We start from the raw sequence: 18,567 nt of genomic DNA, 5'->3' as shown, positions 1-18,567 counted from the left end.
CTTATGGTTTTTTAGTTGTTTGAAAAACAGCTAAAAGTTCCTCCCAATCTATTGTGGTATCCATTTCTGAAAGCCCTTTGTAATCGGCAATTTTTGACAGTATTTCAATTTTGAAATCGTTTTGAGTGGCATAAGGAACGATGCGTTCTTGGTCTAGTTTTACGGCCAAATACTCTTGTTCGTATTGTCCAGGCGTGGGAATAAAAAAGGCTTTTTTACCTAATTTGACCAAATCCATAATAGTGGTATAGCCAGAGCGGCACAAAATGAATTCACTTTCGTTAAAGGTTTGTTCCAATTGGCGTGTATTCATAAAATTGTAAAAGGTTACGTTGCCAACGGTTTCTTTAACTTGTGTTTTTTCTATGATTCCTTTTACGAAAACGACTTTACCTTTGAAGCGTTTTACCTCTTCTGTTAATTTTTCTTCTAGAATGCCTCTTTGGGGTTCAGGCCCTGAAAGAATGATCATCAGATCATAGACTTTTTGACTTTCTTTTTTGTGTAATCGACTTAAGGGACCAATGTAACGCAGGGGAAAATGCTTTCCAGTTACGTGGCCCAAATCGCCTGTTAGGTTGGGGGTTGTAGCCACATCGGGTACCCAGCATTGGGTGTATTTTTTGATAATATATTGGTGTATTTTACTAGTAAACCAAGTAGTGTTTCCGGTCATTACATTCAATTGATGGGTGATGAAAACAGAAGGCACCTTGGGACTATAAACTCCCAAACGGTTGTCTGAAATGATGCCGTCTATCTCGTATTTAGTAATCCATTTTTGAACCAATTTCTTCTCTTCCCGAATGGCTTCAATCATTCGTGGTAAACTTTGAATAAGTTTCCATTTGAAGTTTTTGCCGTTTTTGGCATATTCTATTTGATAAGAAGGTAAGACCAACATTTGGATGTATGGAAACTCTTTTTTCAACAATTCGAGTGCTATTCCATCTGAGGCAATGATGGGGGTAAAATTGTTTTCTTGTAAAGCTTTAATGATTGGAATACAACGGGTGGCGTGGCCTAACCCCCAGTTTAATGGCGCAATGAGTATCGTTTTTGAGGTAGAATCCAATGTCATTATAGTATGCAATATTAAATATTAATTCGGGGGCAAGGTAGCAATAGTTCTATTTTGTTAAGTTTATAAACTATTATGAAAAGTTTAATTTAACAACTGTTTATATAAAAAAAAGGCTTTCTGTAAAAAGAAAGCCTTTGTGATTCTGTGTTTTACATCGAAACTAGTTTTCGATATAAGTTTTATTTCCGTTTTTGTTGATGTAGTATCGTCCACCTCTTGGGCCAGTGTACACTTTTTTACCGTTGTATTCACCCGTTACTTTGTCTGGAGTTTTAGGCGCTTTTTCGTTAGTTTCTTTGATTTTTACTTCGCCTGTTTTTTTCGCTTTAGTAGTTTTTTCAGTTACTGCTTTTTCGGCTTTACTTTTTTCAGTTTTGGCTTTTTTGACTTCTTTTTCAGCGGTTTCTTTTTCGGCAGCGGCTTTTTGGGCAGCTATGGTTGCTTTTCTTTTCTCGTTTGCAGCTTGTTGTTTGGCTGCTTTAGCTTCAGCTTCCTTGGCTTCGGCTTCTTTTTTGGTGGCTATAGTTGCTTTTCTTTTTTCGTTGGCTGCTTTTTGTTTGGCTTCTTTTTCGGCAGCAGACACTTCTGTTTTAGCTTTTGTGGTTTTCTTTTTCGTGGCTGTTTCTTGAGCGAAAATGGTGTTGGACGCAATAAACAAGCAACATAAAATCAGTATTCTTTTCATAATGGTATTTTTTTAAATTAAAAGTGTACTAAAACTACTAATTATTTTTGTAAATTGGATATAAAGTTCTAAAAATCTTAGTGTTACTGTTGGTAGGAATGCCTCAATTTTCCTTCTAGTCCTAATAGGAACGGCATCCTCTTGTCTTGTCCTTACAACAAGACAAGAGATATAGTGGATAGCAGGAACCCCTGATGGCTGAAAAAGCCTTTTGTTGGCTCTCCTACTATTTGATTTTTAACATATAAGTCAAATAAGTTTGAAAATTTGAGGATATCACTTTGTGAAGTAGTGGATATAAGTCCATAAAAGTTAAGGTTATTGGTTTCAAGGCTCAATGAATCAGCTTAATTGGACTGCTATTTTTGCTTGTTTTTTGATAAATAAATATATGTTATAACAATTTATAGCTGTCCTAAAAATAAGCTCTTAACTGTACATTTCCGGTGTGGATGGCTGCGCTGGTTTCGCTTTTGCGGCCTTGGTAGTTGAAATTAATGTCGAGAAATTGGGTGATGTTTTTTTGCAATAACACACGCCAAGTGAGGTTTTGTCCGGTTTGTAAGCCTTCGAGCATTTGGAAACCCACGGCAGATTGTGCATTGCCATCGAATTTGTTTTGATAAAAAGAGAGTTCGCCGTTGAGGGTGAATTTGGCGTTGCGGGCATAACTGAAGGCGGTTCCCAAACGGTTTTGTTGCAGTGTTTCGGCTTGTGCGAGTTGGTTTTCTTTGTGTTGGAATTCATAAAGCAATTCCCAACTGGCGTTTTTAGAAAACAAATAGCTGATTTTTGGGGCGATTTGGTAGCCTTTGATGTCGAAATTTTTCTCAGCATAATTTTCGGAAACCACGGCGGTCGCCAAAGTCTTGGTAAAGAAGTTCAACAACCAACTTTTTTGAAACAAATGTTGGTATTGTAGTTGGTGCGAGGCATTGCTGTTTTCCTGTGAGCCATTGGACAATAAACTTTTGGATTTGTTTTGCAAATAGGTGTAAGTGACCGAGTGTTTCTGTTTGCCTCGATTGAAAAACAAGCTGTTTCTGAAAACGGAGTTGAGTCCCAAGACATCGTCTTTCGGGCTTCCAAACGGATTCAAATCGAAGTTACCACCTTCGTTTTTAATTTTTCGGTCCATAATGAACGAGGTTTGGTTGTAAAAATAGGAGGCTATTTTTTTGAACCCTTTTTCGTTTTGCCATTGGTTAGGATTGATGATTAGGGATTGCGAAAACTTATTTTGATGGGTTTTGATAAAGATTTGGTTGGGCAAAAACACGCGAATGTATTTGGCCAAATCGGGATAAGGCGCGATTTCGAATTCTTGTAATTCTTGAATGCCGTTACCGTTGTAATCGTTCCAAGCGTACACTCCTTGACCCGCATTGACTTCTAAAAAGGTAAATTCTTGTTGGGCAATCGAACCCGAATTGGTTTCATAAGCCGTGGTGCTTTGTACCAATTGTTTCCAAAAACGGTCGTTGTAGACCACTCTCGAATTGAGTGACGGTTCTTTTTGGGCTGAATTATTGGTGTATTCTAGGACACGATAATTGGCAAAAACAGATAAATCGCTTTTGGAAGTTTGAAAAACTTTCGATTTTAAGCTGAAGGTCTGCGAGTGGTTGACGCGTTGTAAGACGCCATTTTGAATACTGTCGTTGACTCTTTGCAAATATCCCAAAGCCACGAAGACTCTGGTACTATCGCCGTGACCCGCAAAACCTCCTATTTCTGAAAAACGCTGGCTGATGGGAGTGAAGGTTTGTGTGCTTTTGATTTTCTCTTGGTTGTCTTCTAAGCGAAAAGTAGCGCCCACCCAGTTTTTCTTTTTGTGAAAACGGACTTGCGTTTGTTGGCGAATAAAATTAGAAGTGCTCAACAAATTGTCGCTTTTGAGTACGCTAGTCTGGTTTTGAAAACGCCAATTTGGAAGCTGGAAGTGTGCCATAATGCGGTGTTTTTGCCCAGAAAAAGAATCGGTAAAATCTAATTTTTCTAGTTGATAAGAGGCATTGCCTTTTAGCGCTCCTTTGTAGTTTGGGTTCCATTCGCTTTGGATTCCTGCGGTCCAGAAGCTTTGGTTCCCAGCGGTAGTGGTGCCCAAATTCCAATCGCGATTGAATTCGATATTGAACAAGCGTTCTACGGTTTTGAAACTTTCGGCTATGTATTGGTAATTGCCTATGAAATCCAAATTCCATTTTCCGGTAAACAAACGTTGTTTGGTGTTGAATTTTGCGGCCAATCCTTTATTCTGATTGTCATCAAGACTAGAGAACAAGTTTTGGTCGTTGTTGCTTACGCCAATTTCAAAATCAGCACTGCTTTTTTCATTTGGATTGTATCTTCCTAAAAAGGTGGCGATTTGTAGTTTATTTGGAGCAATAAGCGGAATCGTAGGTTCATATTCTCCTTGTAAGATCCCGTTGAGTGGCGCTACATATTCGTAAATTCGGCCAATAGCTCCAGTGTTTTTCAAGAGATAATTCCCTTGATTCGGCCCTATTTTGCTAAAGCGAACATTGTACAAAACGGCTTGGTCATTGGTAGAAAATTCAAAGTATTCAATGCCATTGGCGTTTTTTTTCTCGTACAAAATTTTGTTTTCAGAATACAAATCTTCGTAGGCCGAAGGCGCATTCATTTTGCTTGGGTCATTGCCTGCATTTTGTAAAATGACGACTTGTTCTTTGGACAAACTTTGCTGTACGGGTTGGTTTTTCAAGTCGCTTTCGGAATACAAATAACTACCAAAACGCCAGTTTTTGTTTTCGTGCATTCCACCTCCATAGGCAACAATTCGGGTGTAATTTTGATCTGTAAATTGGTATTCGACTACAATTCGCATTTCGGAAGTGATGGTGAATAAAGGCGTAAAGACCAACTCACCCGCGTTGTAATCCATCACATAATCGTTGTTTTCTCCTCGTTTTAGCAAATTGCCATTGACATACACGCGCTCCGAACCCGAAACAATCAATACGTAGGCTTCTTGATTATTTCCTTTGAGTTTATAAGGCCCTTGATTGCCTTCTTGGCCAATAAACGCACTTCTGGCATATTGCCCTCTGACCAAACCAACAGCAGCCTCGATTTTGGTGTGTTTCTCGGTGTCGCCCCAATCGAATTGAGTACTCAAACCCTGTACTTTTTTATTGAAATTCAAAAACTGAGCCGTACGATTTTCTAAAAACAAATCACCACCACGTACTCTCCAATCCTTGCTGTACAATTCCATAAAAATATTATCAAACTGGTCCAGTTTTTGCGAATAGCCTCCGTCTTGCAGCGGAATATTGCTGTCTTGAATCGAGGCACTAATACTGACTTTGTCGGAGAGTTTACCGCTGATTTGTAAGTCTAAATTCGAGTTGAGCACTGCGTTTTGATTGTTACCCACCGTCACTCCTCGCGTGATGCTTCCAAAGGTGTTGAGACCATCAAAAGGCGTTGTTTTTTTTGGATTCGTCTCTGCCATTTGATATAAAGTACCCTTCAGCGCCTCGTTGTTGACCACTAGACTATCCGAGTAGACTTGGTAGGTTTTGGTTAAAAAATCCGGATACTTTAGGTACTGAACCGTTAGTTCTTCAGAGTTAAGTTGCGAAAGAGATTGTAACAACAAATAGCCTTTTTCAAAATTCACGCTGTAGTTTGTGGTAGCAAGTGTCTCCTTTTTGTCGGTTGTAATTTTAAAAAAGCTCGGATTGATGCTTGTTTTTTCTAACCAAATGGTATCGGTAGTAACACGGATTTTTTTAGTGCGATAGGACGATTGATTTTCCTGCGCGTATACGCCAGAAAGCCAAAAGAAGACTCCAAGAAGCACAATTTTATTCCACATAGCTACGATAACGTCCAATGTTCAAAAGTAGTATTTAATAGTGAATGGCAGTTAGTAATTAGTGAATAGTGATTCGCAATTAGATAGATTTTGTAGTGAAGAATTATAATTATATTGGTGATTTAAGGTTGAAAAGTACTGTTCTTTCGATTTTTGAATTTGGTTTTGTAGGAAATAATGGTATATTTGAAAAAGGATAGAAAGTAGTAATCCTACAATATCAATCTTTAATTGCGTACTTAAAATCATTTTATGTTTTTCAATTTATTTACTGTTTTTAATCCTTCTGAAGAAAGTCACCCGTCTTACGATTGGAAGGCAAAAATCAAAAACCTTCTGTTGTCTTATTGCTATATGTATTTAGCAATCATACTAAGTGTTCTTTTTTTGCTAAGACCACTTGACTATTTAGTTACCGACATATTGGGTTTTCCCTCTTTAATGGAGGCAATAGAAAAATCTAGTGACAGGATTGCTACTATTTCTTTTTGGTTTGTTGTTATAATAATACCAATTATCGAAGAGATTTTATTTCGCCTTTTTTTGAATTTCAAGAAAAAGGAAATTTGTCTCAGTGTATTTTTGATGTTGCTGTTGGTATTGGGAATTCGGTTTACTAGTGAAGCCTTTTTTTTGATTTCTACTTGGGTAAAGGTTGGAATTTCACTTTCGGTTGTTGTAGTGCTGTATTTTTTTGTAATTGACAACATCAAGTTTTCAATTCGTTTACAAAGAAGCCTAACGATAGTTTCAATAATAGCATTTGGTCTGATACATATTGATAACTTAGAAAAGATATATTATTCTTTACTATTAATCTATCCATTCTTTGTTCTTCCACAAATATTGATTGGTTATTTTGCTACTAATTTGAGATTAAAACAAGGTTTTGTATGGGGAATACTGCTACATTGTATGACTAATTTGACTTTTTTTCTGCTGCATTTACTTTTTTAAAAATAATAAACTATAGTAATTTACGTTGAAAAATACAGTTACCCCACTAAACCTAAATTTATGAACGCATTCAAAATTACGCTCAGCTTGTTGTTTCTTACTTCCCTTTGTTTTTCTCAAAACATCGTTTTAAAATTTATTGGCGATAATGACGATGGTATTTCATTTATTGGTTACTCCGAAAAATTTTTGATTGGCCCCAGAGGTTTTAGTCCTGGTGAACGGGAATTGGTGTTTAAGCTCAATCAGCCAGCAGTGATTAAATGTACGCATTACAAAAAGCCAATACCCATTTTTGCTTTGCCTAATGAAGTAATTGAATTTGATTTCAATAAAAAAGGGTTAATCGAATATTCTTGTAAAACTAACAAGTTCCGAGCAACCGAATCCCAATATGTTAATGAGAGTTTTGAAAAGTATGGGGAAGCAGAAAGTATCTCTAGTTATAATGAAAGAAAGGAAATCCGTTCGATAGTCAAATACACTAAATATTTTGACCCAACGTATCAAAAAGAACAAGAATTCTTAGAAAGTAATTTTAAATCAGGAAAAGTTTCTAAAGAATTTTATTCGTATTTTAAAATGATGTATTGGTCTTTGATTCAAGAGAATGCACTTGAAAAAACTACTGTAGATCCGGCAACTATTTTAGCAATAGAAGAGAGTTTTAAAGGAGCAGATTCCCTTTTTGTTGTGGATGAATATCGATTCTTAGTACGAAGATATATTGAAATGTCTTTGGCTAAAACAGGCAAGACATCTACCTTATTGAATAAACTTATATTTGTTACGACCACATTTCAAAGTCAAAAAGTCAAAGATTATTTCTTGTTTAAGAATTTGGATTTTGCTTTAAATGACCCAAAATCGATAACTAAAGTAGATCAACCCTCTATTGATTTATTTCGAAAGCATTGTAAAGACCAAGAATATCTTGATGCTATCAATTTAGATTTACAACCTAAGAACACGCCATTTGTGTTGCAAAGTAAAATTGATAAGTACAAAGGGCAATTGGTTTTAGTCGATTTTTGGGCATCGTGGTGTAAGCCGTGCAGAGCAGAATTCCCTGCTGAAAAAGCTTTGATGGATAAGTTTCCAGCAGTAGCGTTTGTTTTTGTTTCTACTGATCAAAGTGCAGCAGCTTGGGAAAAAGCAATGCTTCAGTATCCCAAAATTTTAAATAAAGACAATAGTTTTTTGCTAACAAAATCAGAAGAAGACCAATTAATGAAAGAGATTAAGATTTATTCTATACCTCGTTATGTTTTGTTTGGAAAAGATGGTAAAATACTTCACAAAGACGCGCCTAGACCTTCAAGTCCAGATATTGAAAAGTTATTACAACGTCATTTGTAATTCATAAATTGATGTTTTCAATAAAAAAGACCATTTTAAAATATTTTCAAAATGGTCTTTTTTGTTTTTATAACGTCTCTTTGGTGATGATTTGCATCGTTTCACGACTGACTTGTTTGAGCAAGACAATCTTATTTTCTTCTACCAGTTTGGCCGCTTGGTCGTTAAAATGACGAATGGTGTACAAGGTCACATCTTCGTTAAACTCTACTTTGAATTTCTTAGAGAGTTTGGCATTCAATTCCCCAAAATTGCCAAATTTGTCTTCTACGCAAACCGAGAAACTAATCGCTGAGTTTTGAATCAAATTCACTTTGATTTTGTATTGATGGAACAAAGCAAAGATTTCGCTGATGTTTTCCTCCATAATAAATGAAAAATCAATAGAGGAAAGCGAAATCATCAACTGATTGCGTTTTACGATAAAACAAGGCATTTTGGGTTCCAAGTCTGCTCCTTTTGCCACAGCGGTTCCTTTTAATAATGGGTTTACAAATGATTTTACGAACAAAGGAATTTCCTTTTTCTGCAAAGGTTGTAAGGTTTTTGGGTGAATTACTGTGGCGCCGTAAAAAGCTAGTTCAATCGCTTCACGATAGGAAATCTGATTCAACAAACTTGCATTTTCAAAATACCTTGGGTCGGCATTCATCACTCCAGGAACGTCTTTCCAAATCGTTACGCTTTCGGCGTTCAAGCAATACGCAAAAATAGCCGCAGTATAATCCGAACCTTCTCTTCCTAAAGTGGTCGTAAAGTTATTCTCATCCGATCCTAAAAATCCTTGAGTGATGTTTAGGCTCTTTGATTTAATGGTTTTGGTAATATTCTTTTTGGTTTGCTCCCAATCTACTTCGGCATCACGATAATTGGCATTGGTTTTAATCAAATTACGAACATCTACCCATTGGGTTTCGATATCCATGAAGTTCATGAAGTAGCTCAATATGGTAGTCGAAATCAATTCGCCAAAACTTACCACTTGGTCGTACACAAAATTGTAATTTGGCGATTTGTTATGTGCCAAGAAATATTCTAATTCTGCAAACAACAAATTCACAGCACTAAAAACGGGATGGTTTTCATTTTCAAACAAATCCAAAATGATTTGATTGTGGTATTTTTTCACTTCTTGAACCGATGCGTTCAATTCAGGAGATTTCTCAAAGTAATTCTTGATCACGACTTCCAAAGCGTTAGTCGTTTTTCCCATGGCCGAAACCACCACTAATACATCATCAAATCCCACGGTTTGTAATACGTGGTGAACATTTTTGATCCCTTCGGCATCTTTGACCGAGGCTCCTCCAAATTTAAATACTCTCATGTTGTATGCTAAAATTGTAAACGAGTCTTTTCTATGTTCCGAAACGGAAAGACTTATTTTATGTTATTTATTTTTTCTCTAAAAAGGCATCAATGCCTTGTTGATCCATTTGTACCACGCGCCAATCGTCTAAAACTTTGGCTCCAGAATTCTCATAGAAATTGACGGCAGGCGTATTCCAGTCCAAAACATTCCATTCTATTCTTCGTACACCGTCAGTTTTACCTTGTTCTATGATGGCCGAGTACAATGCCGAGCCCAATCCAGTGCCGCGCATGCTTTCTTTGACCACCAAATCTTCTAAATGAATCGTTTTTCCTTTCCAAGTAGAATAGCGATAATAATACAAAGCGATTCCAACAATCTCTTGCTCTTTCTCGGCAACGAAAACTGAGAACAAAGGATGGGCTCCAAAACCATCTCGAATCAAGTCCTCCACAGTAATTACCACAGCTTCAGGTTCTTTTTCAAATACGGCTAGTTCTTTAATAAGCGCTAAAACACCGTTCATATCTGCTGCAGTTCCTTTTCGTATTATCATATTTTCTGATATTTAGGTTCTAAATTGACTAAAAAAACCGCTAAAAATACAATTTTTTTGTCGATTTTATTACAAAGATACAATAGTGATGAAGTATCTTCATAATTATCATTTCATTTTCACAAAAAAAACGATATTTGTGACTTCAAACTAACTACAACGATTTCGTAATGGAAGAACGCAACAAGACTTTAGGTGAATTTATCATCGAAAAACAAAACCAATTTCAGTACTCCTCGGGCGAATTATCCCGAATCATCAACTCCATTCGCTTGGCAGCCAAAGTGGTCAACTATAAGGTGAACCAAGCCGGATTAGTAGATATAGTAGGAGCGGCTGGCGAACAAAACATTCAAGGCGAAGACCAACAAAAATTAGACGTCTATGCCAACGAAGTATTTATTCAAACCTTAATCAATCGTGAGATTGTATGCGGTATCGCCTCCGAAGAAAACGACGATTTCATCACCGTCGAAGGTTCGGACAGCAGTCACAATAACAAGTATGTGGTATTGATGGATCCTTTGGATGGGTCTTCTAATATTGATGTAAACGTATCGGTAGGAACTATTTTTTCCGTGTATCGTCGCGTTACGCCAATTGGGACCCCGGTAACTATCGAGGATTTCTTGCAACCGGGCATCAACCAAGTGGCGGCAGGTTATGTAATTTACGGCACCTCCACCATGTTGGTTTATACTACTGGGCACGGCGTGAACGGCTTTACTTTGAATCCAGCTATTGGCACCTTTTACTTGTCGCATCCTAACATGCAATACGCTCCTGATGGAAAAATCTACTCCATCAACGAAGGGAATTACGTGCATTTCCCTCAAGGAGTCAAAGATTATATCAAGTATTGCCAGCTCGAAGAAGGCGATCGCCCGTATACTTCACGCTACATCGGAAGTTTGGTTTCTGATTTCCACCGCAACATGATCAAAGGCGGAATTTATTTGTACCCTACCAGTTCCAAAGCACCCAACGGAAAATTGCGTTTGCTTTACGAATGCAATCCCATGGCATTTCTTGCCGAGCAAGCCGGCGCCAAAGCCTCGGATGGTTTTGGTCGCATCATGGAAATCCAACCTACAGAGTTGCACCAACGCGTGCCATTCTTTTGTGGCAGCTACAATATGGTCGAAAAAGCCGAAGAATTTATGGCAAAAGCAAAAAATAAGTAGGAGCGAAACATCGGGCATTTTCAGTAAACAAGGGTTCCTGCTCTCCGCTATATCTTTTGGGGCGAACCCCGCCCCAAAAGGATACCGCTGCGATCAGGGCTCAAAGAAAAACAATTCGCTTCTTTGTAAGCATAAAAAAGGATTCGACAAGTTTCCGTTTTGAATGTAAAAAAGCCCAATCAAAAGTTATTTTTATAGCTTTCATTCTATTGATAATTTTTGAATTGGCTCCAGCTTTGTCTTGAAGTGTCTTTTGAGTTGCAATAATTTTTGAATTGGCTCCAGCTTTAGCTTGGAACATCTTTTAAGTTGCAATAATTTTTGAATTGGCTCCAGCTTTAGCTGGAGATAAAGGAATAAATGTAAATTGGCTTTAGCCCAAATTCAATAATTTTGGCCAAAGCCTATAAAATCTAACAAATCTTATCCCTCCAACTAAAGTTGGAGGCAATTAAGACTTACACACAAAAAAATGCGACAATTCATACCCTATTAAAAAGAACAGAATTTGTCGTACTACCTCAAAAAAACCGGTAGCTGTAAAAAGCCACCGGTTTTCTGTTTTAAAATATTTTTCACTAAGAACTAACGACTAATCACTATTACTAATCACTATTACTAATCACTAATTACTAAGGACTAATCACTACTTATTCATATTCTTCATTTCAAAAATAAAAGTATCTAAGTCTACTTTCTTGTCAAGGAGTATCAAAGCTTTGTTGACAATATAACCCACATTTCCTGGTGTAAAGCCTAGCGCTAAACCAAAACGCACCAACAGTCGTTCTTGTTTATCACCCAAATGATGGTCAACGTGAACCATTCGACCCAAATCATACAATCTTTCTAAACGCTCCACATACAAATAAGGAGGATTAATGTCATAATTCAATGGGTTTTTTAAAATTTCGCGGTATTCCTCGGTGGAAATTTCCAAGCGAGAAGCCAGTTTATCCAAAAAAGCTTGTTCTTCGGTTGTTGCATTTCCGTCTGCTAAAGCTACACGAACAATAGCTGAAAAATGACCTTTGTTGCGACTTTTGAATTCGTTATCAAATAAATCTGAAATTGACATAATAGTTGTTTTTATGGTTGTATTAAAGATACGAATTTTTTTAAAAAAGTAGGAATACCAGGTTGAAATAATCCACTATTGTACTTTAAAAATAGCAGTATCAAATGCTTTATTCAGCCTTAATCCCGAGAGTGGTGGAAAATTAGCAGCATTCAAACTTTATTTTCAATAAAAATTAGTGAATTAGTGGCAAGTTTTCGAACAACTCCTTTTCAAAAATTGTCGTAAGTTTACAGACCCTTAATCAAATTTATATAATTACCTATGTCAGAATTTTGGATTTATTTTCAAATCGGTTTACGCCACGTTTTAGATATTCATGCTTATGACCATGTTTTATTTTTAATCGCTTTGGCAGTTCCTTATTCGTTTAACGATTGGAAACGCATCTTGTTATTGGTTACTTTGTTTACAGTTGGTCATACGATGGCCTTGTTTTTGTCGGTGTACGGAATTGTAGCTATCAAAGTAAATGTAGTCGAGTTGTTGATTCCTATTACGATTTTGATTACCGCTTTGTTTAATTTGTTTACCGCTGGGAAGTCCAGCAAAAAAGAGAGTATTAATCTGGTGTTTTTTATCACTTTGTTCTTTGGAATCATTCATGGTTTAGGGTTTTCTAACTATTTCAAGACAATTTTAGGCGGAACGGCCAATTCCAAATTATTACCGCTGTGCGAGTTCGCTTTAGGAATAGAAGCGGCGCAGATTGCGGTAGTTTTTGTAGTTTTGGTACTGTCTTATATTGTACAAACGGTATTTAGATTCTCCAAAAGAGATTGGACTTTGGTCATGTCTTCTTTTATAATCGGTGTAGTGCTTCCAATGATTATTGAAAGTGAATTTTGGTTACGATAAAAATGAACGAAATAAAATTAAATAAATACGACAAAGCCTACTTGCGAATCGCAAGAGAATGGAGTTTGTTGTCGTATTGCAAACGCAAACAAGTGGGAGCTATCATTGTCAAAGACCGAATGATTATTTCGGATGGTTACAATGGAACGCCTTCTGGATTTGAAAATTGTTGCGAAGACGACGAGGGATTAACGCGTTGGGATGTATTGCATGCCGAAGCCAATGCCATTCTCAAAGTAGCTCGGTCGACACAATCTTGTGAAGGTGCCACCTTGTACATCACACTTTCTCCCTGCAAAGAATGCAGTAAGTTGATTCACCAATCCGGAATTAAGAGAGTGGTGTATCAAAACGGATATCGTGATGATTCTGGAATACAATTTTTAATCAAAGCAGGCGTTGAGGTAATTCACATTCCCAATTTAGACGACTAAATGAAATTCGAAAACAAATATTTGCCCATACTGTTGAGTGCTACTTTAGCGCTTGGCGTATGTATTGGCGGATGGTTGAATGTTTCGAGAGACCCTGGTTTGGTAGCTTCTAATGCGTCCAAATCAAAGTTGAATTCATTGATTGATTTTATTAATAACGAATATGTAGACGATGTCAATACGGATTCTATTGTGAATTTAACGGTAGATAATATTTTGGCAAAGTTAGACCCTCATTCTGTTTATATTCCACCAAGCGTTCAAACGCAAGTTGCCGAGAGTATGAAAGGTGATTTTGTAGGTATTGGCATCAATTTTTACATGTACAAAGACACTGTTGCGGTCATAAAGCCTGTCGTTAATGGGCCTTCGGCAAAAGCAGGAATACAAGCGGGTGACCGATTGCTATACGCAGGAAAAACCAAATTATTCGGGCGTCATTTGCCTAGTGATAGTCTTTTTGCAAAACTAAAAGGTGCCGTTGGTTCAGATATTGAAGTGATGGTTTACCGAAAAACTACACGTCAGAAGCTGAAATTCAAAATAAAAAGAGCGGTAATTCCCCTGAAAAGTGTTGACGTGTCTTTGATGTTGAATCCTACGGTGGGTTATATCAAAATTAACCGTTTTTCTGAAACTACGTTTGCTGAATTTAATTCGGGATTGGCACAGTTGAAAAAGCAAGGTGCACAAACCTTGGTCTTGGATTTGCGTGACAATGGTGGAGGTTATATGGAAGAAGCCATTGCAATAGCTGACCATTTTTTAAAAGATAATGACTTGATTGTTTTTACCAAAAGTAAAAGCGGAACAATAGAAAAAACCTTCGCTACGGAAAAAGGGAATTTTGAATCGGGCAGATTATTCGTTTTAATCAACGAAAATAGTGCTTCTGCAAGTGAAATTCTGGCTGGAGCAATACAAGACAACGATAGAGGAACTATAGTCGGGCGTCGTTCTTTTGGTAAAGGACTAGTGCAACGCGAAATGGATTTTAAAGACGGTTCTGCCGTGCGTTTGACCGTGGCTAGGTACTACACTCCTTCAGGACGTTCTATTCAAAAACCTTATGCTAAAGGCAATACCGATTATTTTAAAGAATCAGAACACCGTTTTTTGAATGGCGAATTGTACTACAAAGACAGCATTAAAGTTGCTGATACTTTGAAGTTCAAAACCAAAAAAGGAAAATTAGTCTATGGCGGTGGCGGAATTGTTCCTGATGTTTTTGTGCCCATAAGTGCTGAAAAGGAAGAAGAAAATGCAGCAATTTTAGAACAATCCGGAATGGTGGGATATTTTGTTTTTGAAAAGTTGGATCAAGATCGGAAAGTGTTTAAAGGATTAACTTTTCAAGAATTTCAAGTGCAATACAATGCAGAAAAGTATTTTGACTTCTTTCAAGATTATCTTAGATCGAATGGCTTGTTGTTGCAATTAGAAAAGAGTAAGGCTGCAGTAAATCAATACATCAAGGCCGAATTTGCCAGACAATTATTCGGCGAAGAATATTTCTATCAAATCGTCTTGAAAAATGATGAAATGGTTAAAAAAGTCTTGACTAAAAAATAAAACTAGCGAATGCTATCATGCGCATGAGTTTGAATGCCATTATTCCATAAAGTCAAAATATCCGTTGCTACAGCTGCGCCACTTCCAGCCGCAATAGCTAGTTGACTTCTCCAACCCGCTAGTGTACCTATAACATAAATCCCTTCCGAAACTTTGTGGTCTGTATTACGCAATTGTATGCGTTGTTTCTCAGGTAATGCTTTTTGGTGAGGTTCTACAAACTGCATCAAGCCTTCGATAGCAAATGTGTTGGCGGAACCAATACCCACAACAAGATTTCGGGCAGTATAAGTGCTTTTGTTTGTAAAGACTTTAAATTCAAGTCCCGAGGGAGAGGTAGAATCACTCTCAATTTTTATTACTTTTTCTTCAGGAATTTGAATGATATTAGGATAAGAAGTGCTCAAGTGTGAGAGACTTTGTGGTAACAAGTCGCTCCCTAGTGTTCCAGTAGGAATCCCATAGGCATTATTAAACAAGGCTTCTTGTAATGAAGAAGCTTTTTGATGGGTAAAAATCCCAATCTTTTTGTCTGAAACAAAGAATTTGTTTTGGGCGGAACCTAAAACTAAGGCGCAAGATACTCCTGAGACACCACCGCCAATGATGAGAACATCAAACATTAATAATTGCCATTTGTTTTTTCTTCAATCTTCTTTGAAATTCTAAAAATAAGAAGAATCAAAACTGCGCAAAAAGAGGCGCCAACCCCAATAAGAGCAACAGCACTTTTTCCTTCTAAGGGTTGAGAAAAATCTAACATGGTGATATTAAATATGATTAAAGCAACGGCTAAAAAAATTAAAATAGAGGTAAAGATTTTCATGGTATTTTTTATTAATTACAAACAACTATCTGATTATAAATTCTTAACAAGAAAGGTCGTTAAGGCATTCTATTCGTAAATTTAAATATTTTTTTATTAGACAAACAAGGCTTTAACATTAGCAGCGAATAATTTAACAGCTATTGCTAAAAGGACTACTCCAAAAGTTTTGCGAACCACTCCAAGTCCGTTTTTGCCCAACATTTTTTCAATTTTCCCCGAGGATTTTAGAACAACGTAAACCAAAATGATGTTTAAGATGATTCCGACAACAATATTAATGGTGTGGAATTGAGATCTTAAGGATAGCAAGGTCGTCATTGTACCCGCTCCTGCGATAAGTGGGAAAGCAATTGGAACAATAGAAGCAGAGTTCGCTTCTTCATCACGATACAAATGAATGCCCAAAATCATTTCAAGTGCCAAAAAGAAAAGAACAAATGATCCTGCCACAGCAAAAGAATGGACGTCTATGCCAATTAAGCTTAAAAATTCTTCACCAATGAATAAAAAAACAATCATGATCAAACCTGCTACTAAGGAGGCTTTTTCTGATTCGACATGACCGTGCTTGGCTCTTAAATTAATAATAATAGGAATTGAACCTACGATATCAATAACAGCAAATAACACCATGCCCACGGTAGCTACTTCTCTTAAATTGAATTCAAACATATCCTTGTTTTTGGTGTCAAAGTTAAAAATTTGTAGATAGTATTAACAAATTATCTTATGAAAACGTTTTCTTTAAATGGAGTTGCAATGTTTATTGGGGTTTTGGGTGTAGGGTAGGCGATTTAACGATCAATTTTAAGGCGCTTTTTGAGTTAAATGAAGTGCAATTGTTAAAGAATAATTAAATAGAAATCGTGTGCTCGGGTTTGATTAACTTTGCCCAAAATTAAAAGAACCTTGCTATCATGTTTCAATTAGGAAAAACCATCGTGTCCGAAGATATACTCGAAAAAGAATTTGTATGTAATTTGTCAGCATGTAAAGGAGCTTGTTGTGTGGATGGTGATGCAGGTGCGCCATTGAGCGAGGAGGAAACTAAAATCTTAGAAGCGATTTATCCAAAAGTAAAGCCTTTTTTACGTAAACAAGGGATAGAAGCAATAGAAGCACAAGGCACTTGGCTTAAAGGAACGGATGGTGACTTAGAAACGCCTTTAATCGAAAATAAAGATTGTGCCTATGTGATTTTTGATGGAGCGACCGCGCTTTGCGGCATCGAACAAGCCTATAATCAAGGTGTAATTGATTGGAAAAAACCTGTTTCTTGTCATTTGTATCCAATACGAGTGAAAGATTTTAGTGATTTTGCAGCAGTCAATTATGACAAATGGGATATTTGTGATGATGCTTGTTCACTGGGCAAAGAACTCGAAGTGCCTGTGTACAAATTTGTGAAAGAAGCTCTCATTAGAAGGTTTGGTGAAAACTGGTATTTAGAGCTGGAGAAAGTAGCAAATGACTTAAAAAAATAAATCAAAAAAAATAATTTTTTTCTCTTGTATCTGAGTTTTTAAATCCTATATTTTACGGTGCTTCAGCCGTTTTGTTGAGATGCAAATTATTGAAATTCAATAGATTGAATCTTAATGTAGTAAAACTTTTAAAAAACCATCTTTGTTAAAAACTAGGGGGGATTGTGAATAAGTTTGGCTTTCAAACCACGCTTAATTTCACAATCTTTGTAATCCCCAAATGCATTAAAATTCGCTTAAAAATTAAAAAAAATAAATCATAAAAATGTCGCAATTAGAACCAATTTTACAAGAAAACAAAAATCGTTTCGTAATTTTTCCGATCAAACATCATGATATTTGGGAATGGTATAAGAAAATGGAAGCCAGTTTTTGGACGGCTGAAGAAATTGATTTATCACAAGACTTAAGTGATTGGAACAACAAATTAAGTGAGGATGAGAAATATTTTATCAAACACATTTTAGCTTTTTTTGCCGCTTCTGATGGTATTGTAAATGAGAATTTAGCTGAGAATTTTGTAAATGAAGTACAATACGCTGAGGCTAAATTTTTCTATGGTTTTCAAATTATGATGGAAAATATTCATAGTGAAACCTATTCTTTATTGATCGATACCTATGTGAAAGATGAAGTAGAGAAAAACCAATTGTTTACGGCGATTGAGGTTTTTCCAGCCATTATGAAAAAAGCACAATGGGCGTTAAAATGGATTGAGTCTGATTCATTTGCAGAGCGATTGATTGCTTTTGCCGCTGTTGAAGGGATTTTCTTTTCAGGAAGTTTTTGTTCTATTTTTTGGTTGAAAAAACGTGGCTTAATGCCAGGATTGACTTTTTCTAACGAGTTGATTTCTCGTGATGAAGGTGTTCACTGTGATTTCGCGGTGCATTTACATAATCATCATTTGATTAATAAAGTTCCTAAAGAGCGCATCAGAGCCATCTTAGTAGATGCCTTAAATATTGAAAGAGAGTTTATCACTGAGTCACTTCCGGTTAGTTTGATTGGAATGAATGCAGGTTTAATGACACAATATTTAGAATTCGTAACCGACCGTTTGTTGGTTGAGTTAGGTTGCGAAAGAGAATACAATACCACAAATCCTTTTGACTTCATGGATATGATTTCATTGCAAGGAAAAACCAATTTCTTTGAGAAAAAAGTAGCAGAATATCAGAAAGCGGGCGTAATGAACACAGACAGTGAAGCGCAGAAGATTTCATTCGACGCTGATTTTTAAAAAAGTGAAGTAGTATCGTTTAGTAATTAGAAGTAATTAGTTCTTTTTATTACCTATTAAATTTTGTCTTTTTTAGGCATTACTT

Annotated in this window: 17 protein-coding genes; 8 read left to right on the top strand and 9 right to left on the bottom strand. The window is 36.6% G+C overall.

Features of this window, described 5'->3' with window-relative positions:
• Position 1: 1 nt before the first annotated feature.
• The 3 genes from BXU11_RS12060 to BXU11_RS12050 form a co-directional block, all read right to left on the bottom strand.
• Positions 2-1,081: a glycosyltransferase gene (locus tag BXU11_RS12060; RefSeq protein WP_078212708.1), complete on the bottom strand. Its 1,080-nt coding sequence runs from the start codon at positions 1,079-1,081 to the stop codon at positions 2-4.
• A 163-nt stretch (positions 1,082-1,244) separates the two neighbouring features.
• On the bottom strand, positions 1,245-1,769 hold the full coding sequence (locus tag BXU11_RS12055) for a hypothetical protein (RefSeq protein ID WP_078212707.1): 525 nt from the start codon (positions 1,767-1,769) through the stop codon (positions 1,245-1,247).
• A gap of 415 nt (positions 1,770-2,184) precedes the next feature.
• Entirely contained in the window at positions 2,185-5,616 is a 3,432-nt protein-coding gene (locus BXU11_RS12050; RefSeq protein ID WP_078212706.1) for a hypothetical protein, read from the bottom strand.
• 252 nt (positions 5,617-5,868) lie between these two features.
• Between BXU11_RS12050 and BXU11_RS12045 the strand changes: the two genes are divergently transcribed.
• Both BXU11_RS12045 and BXU11_RS12040 read left to right on the top strand, forming a co-directional pair.
• On the top strand, positions 5,869-6,573 hold the full coding sequence (locus BXU11_RS12045; RefSeq protein ID WP_078212705.1) for a CPBP family glutamic-type intramembrane protease: 705 nt from the start codon (positions 5,869-5,871) through the stop codon (positions 6,571-6,573).
• A gap of 60 nt (positions 6,574-6,633) precedes the next feature.
• Complete coding sequence (locus tag BXU11_RS12040; RefSeq protein WP_078212704.1) at positions 6,634-7,932, top strand: TlpA disulfide reductase family protein; 1,299 nt, start codon at positions 6,634-6,636, stop codon at positions 7,930-7,932.
• Positions 7,933-7,999: 67 nt separating this feature from the next.
• On the opposite strand, the gene BXU11_RS12035 is transcribed toward BXU11_RS12040, so the two are convergent.
• Both BXU11_RS12035 and BXU11_RS12030 read right to left on the bottom strand, forming a co-directional pair.
• On the bottom strand, positions 8,000-9,259 hold the full coding sequence (locus BXU11_RS12035) for an aspartate kinase (protein WP_078212703.1): 1,260 nt from the start codon (positions 9,257-9,259) through the stop codon (positions 8,000-8,002).
• 67 nt (positions 9,260-9,326) lie between these two features.
• A complete protein-coding gene (locus tag BXU11_RS12030; RefSeq protein WP_024981913.1) occupies positions 9,327-9,800 on the bottom strand; it encodes a GNAT family N-acetyltransferase in 474 nt (157 codons plus the stop codon).
• Positions 9,801-9,970: 170 nt separating this feature from the next.
• On the opposite strand from BXU11_RS12030, the gene fbp reads away from it, so the two are divergent.
• Positions 9,971-10,984, top strand: a complete 1,014-nt coding sequence (gene fbp / locus BXU11_RS12025) for a class 1 fructose-bisphosphatase (protein WP_078212702.1) — start codon at positions 9,971-9,973, stop codon at positions 10,982-10,984.
• Positions 10,985-11,630: 646 nt separating this feature from the next.
• On the opposite strand, the gene BXU11_RS12015 is transcribed toward fbp, so the two are convergent.
• A complete protein-coding gene (locus tag BXU11_RS12015) occupies positions 11,631-12,062 on the bottom strand; it encodes a TerB family tellurite resistance protein (RefSeq protein ID WP_078212700.1) in 432 nt (143 codons plus the stop codon).
• A gap of 264 nt (positions 12,063-12,326) precedes the next feature.
• Here BXU11_RS12015 and BXU11_RS12010 point away from each other — a divergent pair, with 264 nt between their 5' ends.
• Genes BXU11_RS12010 through BXU11_RS12000 form a run of 3 tightly spaced genes read left to right on the top strand, consistent with a single transcriptional unit; the run spans position 12,327 to position 14,926 of the window.
• Complete coding sequence (locus BXU11_RS12010; RefSeq protein WP_024981916.1) at positions 12,327-12,920, top strand: HupE/UreJ family protein; 594 nt, start codon at positions 12,327-12,329, stop codon at positions 12,918-12,920.
• Positions 12,921-12,922: 2 nt separating this feature from the next.
• Positions 12,923-13,354, top strand: a complete 432-nt coding sequence (locus tag BXU11_RS12005; protein WP_024981917.1) for a dCMP deaminase family protein — start codon at positions 12,923-12,925, stop codon at positions 13,352-13,354.
• Complete coding sequence (locus BXU11_RS12000; RefSeq protein ID WP_078212699.1) at positions 13,355-14,926, top strand: S41 family peptidase; 1,572 nt, start codon at positions 13,355-13,357, stop codon at positions 14,924-14,926.
• A 2-nt stretch (positions 14,927-14,928) separates the two neighbouring features.
• Here the strand turns inward: BXU11_RS12000 and BXU11_RS11995 are convergent, their stop codons facing one another.
• The 3 genes from BXU11_RS11995 to BXU11_RS11985 all read right to left on the bottom strand — a co-directional run bounded on the left by BXU11_RS11995 (position 14,929) and on the right by BXU11_RS11985 (position 16,427).
• Entirely contained in the window at positions 14,929-15,549 is a 621-nt protein-coding gene (locus BXU11_RS11995; RefSeq protein WP_078212698.1) for an FAD-dependent oxidoreductase, read from the bottom strand.
• The gene (locus tag BXU11_RS11990) at positions 15,549-15,752 is read right to left on the bottom strand and encodes a hypothetical protein (protein ID WP_024981920.1); all 204 of its coding nucleotides are present in this window, start codon (positions 15,750-15,752) and stop codon (positions 15,549-15,551) included. Before BXU11_RS11990 ends, BXU11_RS11995 begins: the two co-directional genes overlap by 1 nt.
• A 96-nt stretch (positions 15,753-15,848) precedes the next feature.
• Positions 15,849-16,427 carry a MarC family protein gene (locus BXU11_RS11985; RefSeq protein WP_024981921.1) on the bottom strand — a complete coding sequence of 193 codons (579 nt, stop codon included), beginning with the start codon at positions 16,425-16,427 and terminating at the stop codon, positions 15,849-15,851.
• Positions 16,428-16,672: 245 nt separating this feature from the next.
• Between BXU11_RS11985 and BXU11_RS11980 the strand changes: the two genes are divergently transcribed.
• Positions 16,673-17,239: a DUF3109 family protein gene (locus tag BXU11_RS11980; RefSeq protein WP_024981922.1), complete on the top strand. Its 567-nt coding sequence runs from the start codon at positions 16,673-16,675 to the stop codon at positions 17,237-17,239.
• 265 nt (positions 17,240-17,504) lie between these two features.
• A complete protein-coding gene (locus BXU11_RS11975) occupies positions 17,505-18,482 on the top strand; it encodes a ribonucleotide-diphosphate reductase subunit beta (protein WP_078212697.1) in 978 nt (325 codons plus the stop codon).
• Positions 18,483-18,567 lie beyond the last annotated feature (85 nt).

Origin of the sequence: Flavobacterium sp. LM5 (assembly GCF_002017945.1) — a bacterium.
Classification (GTDB): Bacteria; Bacteroidota; Bacteroidia; order Flavobacteriales; family Flavobacteriaceae; genus Flavobacterium; species Flavobacterium succinicans.
Note: the sequence above shows the minus strand (reverse complement) of the source record. Positions and strands in the feature narration are given on the sequence as shown.